The 13,581-nt window shown below is 38.4% G+C and carries 10 protein-coding genes; all 10 read right to left on the bottom strand.

All coding sequences use genetic code 11. The annotated features are described in order from the left end of the window. Positions 1 to 47: 47 nt before the first annotated feature. The 10 genes from GGQ92_RS12545 to uvrB all read right to left on the bottom strand — a co-directional run bounded on the left by GGQ92_RS12545 (position 48) and on the right by uvrB (position 12,736). Complete coding sequence (locus GGQ92_RS12545; RefSeq protein WP_184249445.1) at positions 48 to 2,690, bottom strand: cation-translocating P-type ATPase; 2,643 nt, start codon at positions 2,688 to 2,690, stop codon at positions 48 to 50. Between the two features lie 266 nt (positions 2,691 to 2,956). Then, positions 2,957 to 3,472, bottom strand: coding sequence for an acyltransferase (locus GGQ92_RS12540; RefSeq protein WP_184249442.1), 516 nt, complete (start codon positions 3,470 to 3,472; stop codon positions 2,957 to 2,959). A gap of 1 nt (position 3,473) precedes the next feature. Then, positions 3,474 to 4,115 (bottom strand): pyrophosphatase PpaX, encoded by a 642-nt coding sequence (gene ppaX / locus GGQ92_RS12535; RefSeq protein ID WP_184249439.1) that lies wholly within the window; start codon positions 4,113 to 4,115, stop codon positions 3,474 to 3,476. Between the two features lie 54 nt (positions 4,116 to 4,169). Continuing rightward, positions 4,170 to 5,021: a prolipoprotein diacylglyceryl transferase gene (gene lgt, locus GGQ92_RS12530; protein WP_184249436.1), complete on the bottom strand. Its 852-nt coding sequence runs from the start codon at positions 5,019 to 5,021 to the stop codon at positions 4,170 to 4,172. Between the two features lie 124 nt (positions 5,022 to 5,145). Beyond that, positions 5,146 to 6,102, bottom strand: a complete 957-nt coding sequence (hprK, locus tag GGQ92_RS12525) for an HPr(Ser) kinase/phosphatase (protein ID WP_184249433.1) — start codon at positions 6,100 to 6,102, stop codon at positions 5,146 to 5,148. Positions 6,103 to 6,253: 151 nt separating this feature from the next. Next, on the bottom strand, positions 6,254 to 6,595 hold the full coding sequence (locus tag GGQ92_RS12520; RefSeq protein WP_184249430.1) for a phage holin family protein: 342 nt from the start codon (positions 6,593 to 6,595) through the stop codon (positions 6,254 to 6,256). 110 nt (positions 6,596 to 6,705) lie between these two features. Further along, a complete protein-coding gene (gene bshB2, locus GGQ92_RS12515) occupies positions 6,706 to 7,365 on the bottom strand; it encodes a bacillithiol biosynthesis deacetylase BshB2 (protein WP_184249427.1) in 660 nt (219 codons plus the stop codon). A gap of 18 nt (positions 7,366 to 7,383) precedes the next feature. Continuing rightward, a complete protein-coding gene (locus GGQ92_RS12510) occupies positions 7,384 to 7,737 on the bottom strand; it encodes a YojF family protein (RefSeq protein WP_184249423.1) in 354 nt (117 codons plus the stop codon). A 149-nt stretch (positions 7,738 to 7,886) separates the two neighbouring features. After that, positions 7,887 to 10,742, bottom strand: coding sequence for an excinuclease ABC subunit UvrA (gene uvrA / locus GGQ92_RS12505; protein WP_184249420.1), 2,856 nt, complete (start codon positions 10,740 to 10,742; stop codon positions 7,887 to 7,889). Positions 10,743 to 10,747: 5 nt separating this feature from the next. Beyond that, entirely contained in the window at positions 10,748 to 12,736 is a 1,989-nt protein-coding gene (uvrB, locus tag GGQ92_RS12500; RefSeq protein ID WP_184249417.1) for an excinuclease ABC subunit UvrB, read from the bottom strand. Between the last annotated feature and the right edge of the window lie 845 nt (positions 12,737 to 13,581).

The raw sequence follows: 13,581 nt of genomic DNA, 5'->3' as shown, positions 1-13,581 counted from the left end.
TTACCTACAAGGTATGAGAGACGTATTTTAACTCGGCTTTCTTCTAGTTATTCCTGTTCTCTTAGTTTTTGTTTTCTTACGACTTTCACAAACTCCATAAGAATCATACTCGCTAACGCTAATCCGAATGCAATAAGACCTTCATTCCAACCAAATTCGGCCGGGATGTGAAAGATGTCTCTAGCGAATGGCATAATCGTTAAGCCATAAAGTACAAACCCAATAGCAACAGCTCCTAACACATACTTGTTTTGGAAAAATCCTGCTCCGATAGCTGTTTGTTCATTCGATCTAGCAGGAAACGTTTGTAGCGTCCTAGCTAGAATTAACGTTGTAAATGCCATTGCAACTCCCATTTCTGCCGAATGCTGCAAACCGATAAAGTGTGAAGTAATAACCGCTATACCGATTAATATACCACGTGTAATAACAGAAGTTAGTGTTCCACCAGCAAAAATACCTTCCTCAATTTTTCGTGGTTTTCGCTTCATTACATTCGGTTCCGATTTTTCCATTCCGAGCGCAATTGCCGGCAGTGAATCATTCACTAAGTTAATAAATAATAGCTGCAGAGCAGTGAATGGATTTGCCCAATTCATAATAACTGCAAACAAGATGGCAATGATTGCACCTAAATTACCCGCGAATAAATACGCTATAGACTTCTTAATATTATCAAAAACCGTTCTTCCAACACTAACTGCTTGGACAATCGAAACGAAGTTATCATCGGTCAGTATCATCGCAGCAGAGTCTTTGGCAACGTCTGTTCCACTTCCCATAGCAATTCCGATATCAGCTTGCTTTAAAGCAGGCGCATCGTTTACTCCGTCCCCAGTCATCGCGGTAATTTGATGTTTTCGTTGCCAAGCTTTCACGATCCGAATTTTATTTTCTGGGGAAACTCGAGCATAGACAGAGATTTTTTCCAGCTTTTCGTCAAGTTCTTCATCGGTAATTTTGTCGAGCTCTTTACCAGTTAAAGCTAAGTCCCCTTCTTCCATCAATCCAATTTCTTTCCCAATCGCCTCTGCTGTCGTTTTATGGTCACCTGTAATCATTACAGGCTTGATACCTGCTTTTTTCGCCTCTGCAATTGAACCATAAACCGCTTCACGTGGTGGATCGATCATTGCTGTGAACCCGATAATCGTAAAATCCTTTTCATCGTCTAATGTTATATCTTGTTTATCGCCGATTTTTTTATAAGCAAATGCAAGAACTCGTAATGCTTGTTTAGAAAAGTTCTCATTGGCTTCTTCTAACTTCTGTACCCATTCATTTGTAAGAGCTACTTCTTCTCCATTTACTAGAATAGAACTGGCTCGTTGTAACATGACATCAGGGCCACCTTTGATGAGCATCATTTTTTCCCCATCAATTGTATGAACGGTTGACATCATTTTTCGATCCGAGTCAAATGGAAGCTCACCTTCCCGGTTATATTGATTTCGTAGGTCACTATATGGTTTACCCTTTTCATTCGCTAAGTGAATAAGCGCAATTTCCGTTGGATCTCCTATTTCTTTCTTATCTTTATTAATATACGAGTCATTACATAATGCGGCTGCTAGGACGAGTAATTCTTCTCCCTCTGACCATTCCTTCTGTTCTAATGGATTCGTTACTTCAGGTACATATACTTTCGTTACAGTCATTTTATTTTTTGTTAACGTACCTGTTTTATCGGAACAAATCACACTCGTGGACCCTAATGTTTCCACTGCAGGTAAACGGCGAATAATTGCGTTCTTCTTCGCCATTTTATTCGTTCCGACGGATAGAACAATCGTAACGATTGATTGGAGAGCTTCAGGGATTGCAGCTACAGCAATCGCAACTGAGAACATTAAGGCATCTAATACAGCCTTTGTCATATCAACATCGCCATCTCCAAACCAAATACGTCCTACTTGAACAAGGAAGATAACCACACAGATTAGTAAAATAGCGATACCTAGTTTTTTACTAAAGGAATCCAGCTTTCTTTGTAGTGGGGTTTGCTTCTTCTCAGCTGTTTCGATCATCTCGGCTATTTTCCCGATTTCCGTTTTTTCTCCAGTCCCAGTTACGACGAATTTTCCTCGCCCATTTACAACAAACGAACTTGAGAAAACCATGTTTAGCTGGTCTCCTAAAGTAACCTCCTCTACTATCGGGGTCGTAAATTTGTCTACTGCCTCTGATTCACCTGTTAACATTCCCTCATTAATTTTTAATGATTCTGCATCTAGAAGCCTACCGTCAGCTGGTATGTAATCTCCTGCCTCCAATAAAACGATATCACCCGGAACTAGTTCTCGTGCCATTATCATTTGTGTATTACCACTGCGAATTACTTTTGCCTCAGGTGCTGACATATCTCGTAGTGCGTCTAGTGAACTTTCCGCTTTTTTTGTTTGCACAACACTAATAACAGAGTTTAGTAAGATAACGATAAAGATAATAATCGATTCGATTACTTCTCCTAGAAGCAACTGTACAATAGCTGCAATGAGAAGCACGACCACCATGGCGTCCTTAAAGGTTTCCAAGAAGAGTTTCCATATTGGGACTTTTTCTTTATCCGCGATTTCATTATATCCTTCTTGCTCTAATCGTTGATTCGCTTCTTGATCAGACAAACCTTTATCGGAAGATACTTCCCACTTATCTAATACGTCTTGCTTCGATTTTTGATAGGTCTTCAATGGCATTCCCCTCCATTTGGTGTAAGAAAATTCCTTTTAATGTAATTTTAATTGTAGCATAATTCATAAATATCTTGTCATTATATGATAACCGAACTAGCAGGATAATAAACAAATAGAGATGGTGTATATGTCGAACCATAATAGAATTTCTTTAAGGAGACTCAAACAATTTCTAAAGTTTTCCGAACCGCCAAATGAAATTTAAAAACGAAATAAAAAATGCTCTTTCCCAACCTTTGTTGAGAAGAGCATCGAAATTATGCTTAATGATGTTGTTGTTTTCGTTTATCCATTTCTTCTTTCGTGTAGATTACCCTCATTGGATTTCCGCCTACGAAGGTTCCTGCCTCGACATTCTTGTGTACGACAGTTCCAGCTGCAATTACAGCATTATCACCTATCGTAATCCCTGGCAAAATGGTACTGTTCGCTCCAATCATAACTTCACTGCCAATATGTACTTCCCCAACTCGATATTCGTTAATTAAATATTCGTGCGCGAGGATTGTACTGTTATATCCAATAATGGAATTGTCACCAATTTTAATTTTTTCAGGAAACATAATATCGACCATTACCATAAATGCGAATGCAGTATGCTTTCCGACTTCCATCTTTAGCAGTTTACGATACAAGCCATTTTTCAAACCAAAAAAAGGAATATAACGACCGATAAGTATGACGATAACATTCTTTAAAACTTTCCAAAACGAAACGGTCTTATACACTTGCCAAAGCGAATTCGTATCCTTCACCGGATATCGTTTTGTGTTTCTCATTTTATTCGTCTCCGATAATCGTGAATAGGTCCGTAATTTTTTCTAACATATAATCGGGACGATATTTTTCTAAGCTTTCTCGGCCTTTTATCGCCCATGCAACACCTGCAGTTTGTACACCTGCATTTTGACCAGCTTCAATATCATGGTAGTTGTCCCCTACCATTAACGTTGTCATTGGATTTGCTTTTAATTGATCAATCGCCGATAAGACAGGCTCAGGGTGTGGCTTTGCATTTTCTACATCATCTAAACCAATAATAACGTCAAAAATACCTTCCATTCCAGCAATTTTTAGACCAAGCTCTGCTGTATGGTGAATTTTTGTCGTTACGATCGCTAGTTTATAGCCTTTTTCTTTTAATACCTTCATTGTCTCAACAACTTCTGGGTAGGCTTTCACATATTTATCATGGTTCGCATAATTATGCTCGCGATATGCTTCAACCATTTCATCGATTTTATTTGGATTAACAAGACCAAGACTATCCACTAATGGCGGACCAATAAAATTAAGAATTTCTTCTCTTGTATACGGACGATCGCCAAATTTCTCTAGTGTGTGGGTAAAGGATGCGATAATTAATTCGTTTGTGTCAATTAAAGTTCCGTCCAAATCAAATAAGATTGTTTCGATTTTCATTGATTATAACCTCCAATTAAATCGGCTTTTGCTATAGAAGCAAAAGCCGCCTACTTAACGTTTTGATTTCTTCGATGTATTTCCAATCTTTTTACCTTGATAGGTTCGATCCGCTAATCCTGTTATCCTGCGATAAATCATGATAACGATAGAAGCGACAATCAAAACTAAGGATAGTAAAACTGCGGTACGAAGACCTAGAACGTAAAGACTGTCTGTACGCATTGTTTCGATAAAAGCACGACCGATAGAGTAAAGAATTACATAAGATAAGAAAATCTCACCGCGTCGTAATGGATACTTACGCAGTACTAATAATAACACGAAAACAAGTACGTTCCATAGTGATTCATATAAAAATGTCGGATGATACATGACGCCGTCAATACACATTTGGTTCATTATAAAATCCGGTAAGTATTGATGAAAACTTTCGTATGTACTTTGGCTAATTGGTCCACCATGCGCTTCTTGGTTCATAAAATTACCCCAGCGACCAATTGCTTGTCCAAGTATAATACTTGGTGCAGTTATATCCGCCAGTTGCCAGAAGGAAATCTTTTTCACTCTAGCAAAAATAATCGCTGTTAAGACAGCACCTATTAATGCACCATGGATTGCAATACCGCCTTCCCATACAGCAAATACTTTCCACCATGGTCCACCCTTATACTGATCCCATTCAAATATAACATAATAAATTCTTGCACTCAGGATTGCAATCGGGATTGCAAACATTACTAAATCTAGAACATAATCCTTATTTAAGCCCCTTCGATCTGCTTCTTTCATGGCTAGCCATAAAGCAAGCAATACTCCTGTTGCGATAATTACACCATACCAATAAACAGAAAGTGATCCGAGCTTAAAAAATACAGGATCTAATGCCGGAGCGGAGCACGACAAATAGAATCTCCTCCTACTAAGTAAACTGTCTTATTATTTCATGATACTAGTAAAACTCAAAAATACTTTAACATGGTTCCATCGTTATGTAAAAGGAGATGTCTATCTCCTCCGTAATTTGTTTTTAAAAGTCTAAATCATAATCATGATCTTCTTCATGTTCTCCTTGTTGAATCATTTTCGACAGTCGCTCAGAAAATTCCTCTGCTGCATTTACACCCATTCTTTTTAATCGAAAATTCATTGCTGCAACTTCAATAATGACAGCAAGGTTACGTCCAGGTCGAACAGGAAGTATTGCTTTAGGAACGTTCACATCGATAATCCTCATTGTCTCTTCCTCTAAACCAAGACGATCATATTGTTTCTTCTGATCCCATGTTTCAAGATTAATAACTAAAGAGATTCGTTTATGTGTTAGAACAGAACCTGCTCCAAAGAGAGTCATAACGTTAATAATTCCTAGACCACGAATTTCAAGTAAGTGTTCAATAAGTGGTGGAGCCGAGCCTATCAGACGGTCATAGTCTTCTTGACGAATCTCAACACTATCATCAGCAACTAAACGGTGACCTCTTTTCACTAACTCTAATGCGGTTTCACTTTTACCAACACCACTTTGACCAGTAATTAATACACCAATACCATAAACGTCCACGAGTACACCGTGTACAGCAGTAAATGGTGCAAATTTAGCCTCTAAGAAGTTTGTAATTCGGCTAATTACTCTAGATGTCTTATAGGGGGAGCGCATTAAAGGTACACCAGATTGGTTACACGCCTCTATCAATTCTTCTGGTGCGTCCATCCCTCTAGTAATTAAAATACCCGGTGTAATATCGGTACATAAATGGTATGCACGGTCTTTTTTCTGTTCCTTCGTTAATTCTGCGAAATAAGATAATTCTGTTTTTCCTAAAAGTTGAATTCGATCTTTTGCATAATATTTAAAATACCCGGTTAATTCAATTCCAGGTCGTGATACTTCACTCATAGAGATTTCACGATGAACTCCTTCTTCTCCTGCAAGCAGTTCAATACGAAAACGTTCTAGCATATCTTGTGTTCGGACTTTTGCCACGTAAATCCCTCCTCGCTCCCTATTTTAGCATTTTTTCAATCAAATGCGTATTAAAAATAAATCATATATACATACAGTTAGCTTATATGTGATAAAAAGCCCTGTTAATTAGATACTTCTCTAATTTCAGGGCTTTCGTTTTTTATCAAATTCAATCTCTTGTTAACTTGTTAATTACTACATTTAAAATCGACAATACGACAGCTGCAATGATTGCTACAAACCAACCTTCTATTACAAAATGTTCACCAAGTAATGCTTGAGTAAACATCAATGTGATTGCATTAATCACAAACAGAAAGAGTCCTAAGGTCAACACGGTAATCGGGAGAGTTAAAAGCACTAAAATCGGTTTTACAATGGTATTTAATACAGCTAAAATGACACTTGCTAGTAAAGCAATCCAAAAACCATTGATTGTAAACCCTTCAAATAAATAATCAACAAGCATTAAAGCTAACGCGTTTAAAACTAATGATGCAATCCATCGCATTTCAACACAGCTCCTTTTTATAAGGCTTGGTTTAATCGGCATGACGATATTACTAGGTTATGCTTTTACCTCATCTGTGTCTCTAGCATACTATATGACAAAATGTTTGGTTAATATTCCCATATATAAAATGATTCCATACCGAGCCACATCTTTGCGGCTTGTTCAATGTCATCTGCATCATTTTTCACTGTCGATAGCATCCCATCCGCTTGTGATTTATGCGCCATAATTGCTGCTAATTTTTTCTTAAACAGCGGTGTAACATCGTTTTGAATATCAGGTTCTCCTAGCTTTTCTACACTGTCGTTACTAATTGCTTGTGCCCAAACAGTCGGTCGATCGGATTCAGGCAACATTTCCACTGCACGAATAGCAGCTGCACCTAATGCATCATGATCTGGATGAACAGCATGCTCTGGATAATGGGTAATAACGAGAGAAGGCTTAATTTTTTTCAAATAGCTATAAAGATGATCCGCTACTTCTTCTCTTGATTCGAATTCAAGTGTTTTATCACGGTAACCAAGCATTTCTAACTCTACATCTAATACGTTGCATGCTTCTATTAATTCTTTTTTACGTATTTCACGTAATGACTCTCTTGTTGCAAACGTCGGATTCCCCATATTCCTTCCCATTTCACCTAGCGTGCCACATAGATACGTAACAGGGATGCCTTTCTCACGAAATTGAGCAATCGTTCCTGAAGCACCAAATGCCTCATCGTCTGGGTGTGGATAAATAACTACAACATGTTCTTTACTCATCATTGTTTCCTCCTCTCTTTAATAATGAAAAGGTTGCTCACTTATTTGTAGTGCGACCATTAATCGTCCTTCTCGATCGTGACCTGCCATCAATAAAGCATTGTTTTCATCTATTTCAAATTGACTTATTCCTTCAGCGTATATCCAGCCGATATCCATTTTTAATCCGACACGAAACGCATTTTCTGTCCCAACGATTTTTCCTCGTTCGTATGTAACTTTTGCATTCCGAATAAACGCACCTACATTATATGCCTCTTTATTAAAATGACTCGCATAGGCACCATTTGTCGTTTCTAAATGAATGTATACTTCTTTGTTCGCTCGCTTTTCGATTTCCTGTTGTACTTGCTCTACATCTATTGGTTGCATCCATTCATGCCTCCTCTCTATCACTGAACAATCTTGGTATTTATCATAACATAGAATAATTAGCTAAAGGAACATTCTTACACGTTCATTCTGAAAGTAAGAGGACCAAGAGGCATATAGTAGCATCTTGGTCGTTAGCATATACCTTTTTATCTAGCTATTTTGACTTCCATCCGTTTTTTATCTCGTTCAATTACTGGTTTTAAATAACGTCCTGTATGAGATTCTTCTACAGTTGCAATTTCTTCTGGTGAACCAGTAGCAATAATCGTTCCCCCACCATCTCCACCTTCTGGACCTAAGTCAATAATGTAGTCAGAGGCTTTAATTACGTCTAAGTTGTGTTCAATGATAACAACTGTGTCCCCGTTATCTACTAACCGTTGAATGACTTGAAGGAGTCGTGCTATATCATCAGTATGCAAGCCTGTTGTCGGCTCATCCAATATATATAAAGACTTTCCATTAGAACGACGATGTAATTCACTTGCTAGTTTGACACGTTGTGCTTCTCCACCAGATAGTGTTGTGGCTGGTTGACCAAGTCTTACATAACCTAGACCAACATCAAAGATCGTTTGAATTTTTCGTTGGATTTTCGGGATATTTTCAAAGAATTTCAATGCTTCTTCGACTGTCATATCTAGTATTTCAGAAATGTTCTTACCTTTGTATTTAACTTCAAGCGTTTCACGATTATATCGTTTTCCATGACAAATCTCGCATGGTACATATACATCTGGGAGGAAATGCATCTCAATTTTGATAATTCCATCGCCTCGACATGCTTCACAGCGTCCACCTTTTACATTAAAACTAAAACGGCCTTTTTTATAGCCTCTAATTTTCGCTTCATTTGTTTGTGCGAATAAATCTCGAATGTCATCAAATACTCCAGTATACGTGGCAGGATTTGATCGTGGAGTTCTTCCAATTGGCGATTGGTCGATATCAATTACTTTTTCTAAATGTTGGATCCCTTTAATTTCCTTATGCTTTCCTGGTTTCAGTTTGCTTCGGTTTAATTTTGAAGACAAACTCTTATGAAGTATTTCGTTTACGAGTGTACTCTTTCCAGACCCTGACACCCCAGTTACAGTGGTAAATAAGCCAATCGGAATTTTCACGCTCACATTTTTCAAATTATTTTCAGCTGCTCCGATAATTTCTAACCACTGTTTAGAAGGCTTACGACGTTCTGCTGGGATTGGAATGAATTTCTCTCCAGATAAATATTGTCCCGTCAGTGATGATTTTTTCCTCATCACCTGCTTTGGTGTCCCAGCTGCGATAATTTCCCCGCCATGTTCTCCAGCACCTGGACCAATATCGATTAAATAATCTGCAGCTAACATCGTATCCTCATCGTGTTCTACGACAATTAATGTATTACCTAGATCACGCATTTTTTCTAAAGTGGAAATTAAACGATCGTTATCTCGTTGATGCAATCCAATTGATGGTTCATCTAACACATAAAGAACTCCAGTTAATGCAGAGCCTATTTGTGTCGCTAGACGGATACGTTGCGCCTCTCCACCTGATAAAGTTCCAGAAGAGCGAGAAAGAGTTAGATAGTCTAAACCGACGTTAACTAAGAAGTTTAATCGGTCATCCAATTCGCGAACGATCATTTGAGCAATTTTCTTCTCTTTCTCTGTTAAGTCCATGGATGTGAAAAATTGGTGTGCTTCTTTCACCGCTTTTTCCGTTACCTCTCCGATATGAAGTCCGTTAATTTTAACAGCTAGAGCCTCTTCTTTTAATCGGTAACCATCACACGTTGGACAAGCTTTATTCGTCATATATTTTTCCATTTGTTCACGAATAAAATCGGAAGAGGTTTCCCGATACCTTCTAGCAATGTTATTTAAAACTCCTTCAAAGAAAATATTCGTGTCCCGCATCATGCCATAATCATTTTCATAACGGAATCTAATTTTTTCTTTTCCACTACCAAATAAAATCTTTTTTAAATGATCTTTCGGTAAATCTTTAACAGGTATGTTCATGTCAATACCATAATGATCACAAACACTCTGGAGAAGTTGAGGATAATATTGAGAGCTCGTCGGTTGCCATGCCGCAATAGCTCCCTCTTTTAATGTTAAATCTTTATTCGGGATAACAAGATCAACATCTACTTCTAATTGAGATCCTAAGCCATCACACGTTGCACAAGCTCCGAACGGGTTATTAAATGAGAACAATCTTGGCTCGATATCGTCAATAGAAAAACCACAAATAGGACATGCATGGTGTTCACTAAATAATAATTCTTCTGAACCAATCACGTCCACGATAGCTTTTCCATCGCCTAGTTTTAATGCAGCTTCTAGGGAATCAGATAATCTTCCAGAAACTCCTTCTTTCACAACAACTCGGTCAACGACTACTTCGATAGAATGTTTTTTAGTTTTATCTAGTTGAATATCATCGGTAATTTCTCGCATTTCACCGTTTATTCGCAAACGGATATACCCCTCTTTTTGAAGGTCTTCCAACGTTTTAACGTGAGTCCCCTTTCTCCCGCTTACTACTGGTGCTAAAATTTGTAATTTAGATCGTTCAGGTAGCTCCAATACTCGATCCACCATTTGTTGAACAGATTGAGATTGAATTTCGACTCCATGGTTTGGACAAATAGGATGTCCGATTCGTGCAAATAAAAGTCGCATATAATCATAAATTTCCGTCACAGTTGCTACGGTAGATCGTGGGTTATTACTTGTTGTCTTTTGATCAATAGAAATAGCCGGTGACAACCCTTCAATCGTATCAACGTCTGGTTTGTCCATTTGACCTAAAAATTGTCGAGCATAGGCAGACAAAGACTCTACATAACGTCTTTGTCCCTCTGCATAAATCGTATCAAAAGCAAGCGACGACTTTCCTGAACCGGATAAACCCGTCAAAACGACCAATTTATCTTTCGGTATGTCTACAGATATATTTTTTAAATTATGGGTTCTTGCCCCTTTAATAGATATGTGCTTTTTTGCCATCCATGTCACCCTTCTTCTGCTTTCAATTCAAGAACAAGATCACGAAGTTCCGCGGCACGCTCGAAATCTAATTCTCGTGCAGCTTGTTTCATTTCTTTTTCCATCTTTTCAATTAACTTTTCTCTTTCCTTCTTAGACATTTCTGATATTTTAACAGCAGCTTCTGCGTATTCTCCTTCATCTTCTGCAACGAGTGTAGCTCTTATTACGTCACGTACCGCTTTATTAATTGTTTTAGGAGTAATACCGTGCTTCTGATTATAAGCTTCCTGCTTTTCACGACGACGAGTCGTTTCATCAATTGCCGTTCTCATCGAATCTGTAATCCGATCCGCATACATAATAACCATACCATTTTCGTTACGTGCCGCTCGTCCCATTGTTTGGATAAGGGAGCGTTCTGAACGAAGGAAGCCTTCTTTATCGGCATCTAATATCGTAACGAGTGAAACTTCTGGAATATCTAACCCTTCCCTTAATAGGTTAATCCCTACAAGTACATCATATTTACCAACTCGTAGGTCCCGAATGACTTCAATTCGTTCCAGGGTTTTTATTTCTGAATGTAAATAAGCTACCTTTAAACCTATTTCTTTTAAATAATCCGTTAAGTCTTCAGACATTTTTTTCGTTAATGTCGTAACAAGCACTCGTTCATCTCTTTCAACTCGTTTATTAATCTCTCCGATTAAATCATCAACTTGTCCTTCAATTGGACGTATCTCTACAATCGGATCTAATAAACCAGTTGGACGGATAATTTGCTCAATCATTTTCGGTGTATGTTCCAGCTCAAACGGACCTGGTGTAGCGGAAACAAAGATAGCTTGATTTACTTTCTTTTCAAATTCTTCAAATCGTAACGGCCGGTTATCAAGTGCAGACGGTAAACGGAAACCGTGGTCTACTAATACTTGTTTCCTAGCCTGGTCCCCATTAAACATTCCACGGATTTGCGGTAAAGTTACGTGTGATTCATCGACAACAATCAATGAATCATCTGGAAAGTAGTCTAATAGTGTATAAGGGGTAGCACCCGCTTCTCGTAACGTTAAATGGCGAGAATAGTTTTCAATCCCCGAACAAAATCCCATCTCGTCCATCATCTCTAAATCATAGTTTGTACGTTGTTCTAATCGTTGGGCTTCTAACAACTTTCCTTCACTACGAAACTTTTCTAATTGTTCCTTTAACTCTGCACGAATATTCTCCATTGCTTTTCTCAACTTATCTTCTCTTGTTACGAAGTGAGAAGCTGGGAAAATAGCAATATGTTCACGATCACCGATTATTTCTCCTGTTAAGGCGTCTACTTCACGAATCCGATCAATCTCATCACCAAAGAACTCTACGCGAACACAATGCTCCTCACGGGAAGCAGGAATGATTTCAACAGAATCTCCTCGGACTCGGAATGTACCACGTTGAAAATCAATATCGTTACGCGCATACTGAATATCAACTAAATCTCTCAGTAGGTCATCACGTTCTTTTTCCATCCCCGTTCGTAGAGAAACTACTTGGCTACGATATTCTTCTGGAGAACCTAAACCATAAATACACGACACACTCGCTACTATTAAGACATCCCGACGTTCAAATAAAGAAGATGTTGCAGAGTGTCGTAGTTTATCAATTTCATCGTTTACACTCGCGTCTTTTTCGATGTAGGTGTCTGACGATGGAACATACGCCTCTGGCTGATAGTAATCATAGTAACTTACGAAGTATTCCACCGCATTATTCGGGAAAAACTCCTTAAATTCACTATATAATTGTCCTGCTAATGTTTTATTATGTGCAATGACCAAAGTTGGTCGATTAATTTCTTTTACCACATTCGAGATTGTAAAAGTTTTCCCTGTTCCTGTTGCTCCTAACAATGTTTGATATTTCTTTTCTTCTTTCAATCCAGCAACTAATTCTTTTATCGCCCGCGGTTGATCACCTTGTGGCTCATAAGGAGCAGTAAGCTGGAATATCTGGTCTTCCATAGCTATACCTCCGTTTTGATTTGTCTTTTTTTATTATAGTATAAACTTTTTTAAAAAGCGAACAAATATTCGTTTTAATTTGTAAAATATTTTCCTATCTTTATATTATATCGAACGTGTACAAGATAGAAAAATAATCGATTCGAATATGAACAGCTTACTTAATAAACTATTCCCGAATCTTTGTTATTTAAAAGGGTAAGCTAATAATTTGTATGTTCTCACTCCAGATAGAGTCCGCGACACTAAGATAGAGCGGCGTCACTGTGGATAGAGCGTCGTCGACTCGAGATAGAACTACTTCACTCCAGATAGAGTGTGCTCCACTCGAGATAGAACTACTTCACTCCAGATAGAGCTGCGTTGACTCAAGATACAACTGCTTCACTACAGATAGAATGTGCTCCACTCAAGATAGAACGGCTTCACTCCAGATAGAGCATCGTCGACTCGAGATAGAACTACTTCACTGCGGATAGAGTGTGCTCCACTCGGGATAGAACTGCTTCACTCCAGATAGAGCATCGTCAACTCGAGATAGAACTACTTCACTCCAGATAGAGCATCGTCGACTCGAGATAGAGCTGCTTCACTCCAGATAGAGCATCGTCGACTCGAGATAGAGCTGCTTCACTCCAGATAGAGCATCGTCGACTCGAGATAGAACTACTTCACTGCGGATAGAGTGTGCTCCACTCGGGATAGAACTGCTTAACTCCAGATAGAGCGGCATTGACTCGAGATACAACTTGGATAGGTTACACTTGATTGGACAGATTCGTTAAGGTCATATAAACTTGATTCATAAAAAGTCGGGAGAGAATTAATTATGGCCAAAAGAGAAA

It is taken from the genome of Gracilibacillus halotolerans (assembly GCF_014206945.1).
GTDB lineage: Bacteria > Bacillota > Bacilli > Bacillales > Amphibacillaceae > Gracilibacillus > Gracilibacillus halotolerans.
This window is presented reverse-complemented; position numbering and strand designations above follow the sequence as displayed.

Coding starts and splice junctions, on each gene's coding strand:
- uvrB (WP_184249417.1), bottom strand. CDS start 12,736: ATGGAAGACCAGATATTCCAGCTTACTGCTCCTTATGAGCCACAAGGT.
- GGQ92_RS12540 (WP_184249442.1), bottom strand. CDS start 3,472: ATGAGAAACACAAAACGATATCCGGTGAAGGATACGAATTCGCTTTGG.
- GGQ92_RS12510 (WP_184249423.1), bottom strand. CDS start 7,737: ATGCAACCAATAGATGTAGAGCAAGTACAACAGGAAATCGAAAAGCGA.
- uvrA (WP_184249420.1), bottom strand. CDS start 10,742: ATGGCAAAAAAGCACATATCTATTAAAGGGGCAAGAACCCATAATTTA.
- GGQ92_RS12520 (WP_184249430.1), bottom strand. CDS start 6,595: ATGCGATGGATTGCATCATTAGTTTTAAACGCGTTAGCTTTAATGCTT.
- ppaX (WP_184249439.1), bottom strand. CDS start 4,115: ATGAAAATCGAAACAATCTTATTTGATTTGGACGGAACTTTAATTGAC.
- bshB2 (WP_184249427.1), bottom strand. CDS start 7,365: ATGAGTAAAGAACATGTTGTAGTTATTTATCCACACCCAGACGATGAG.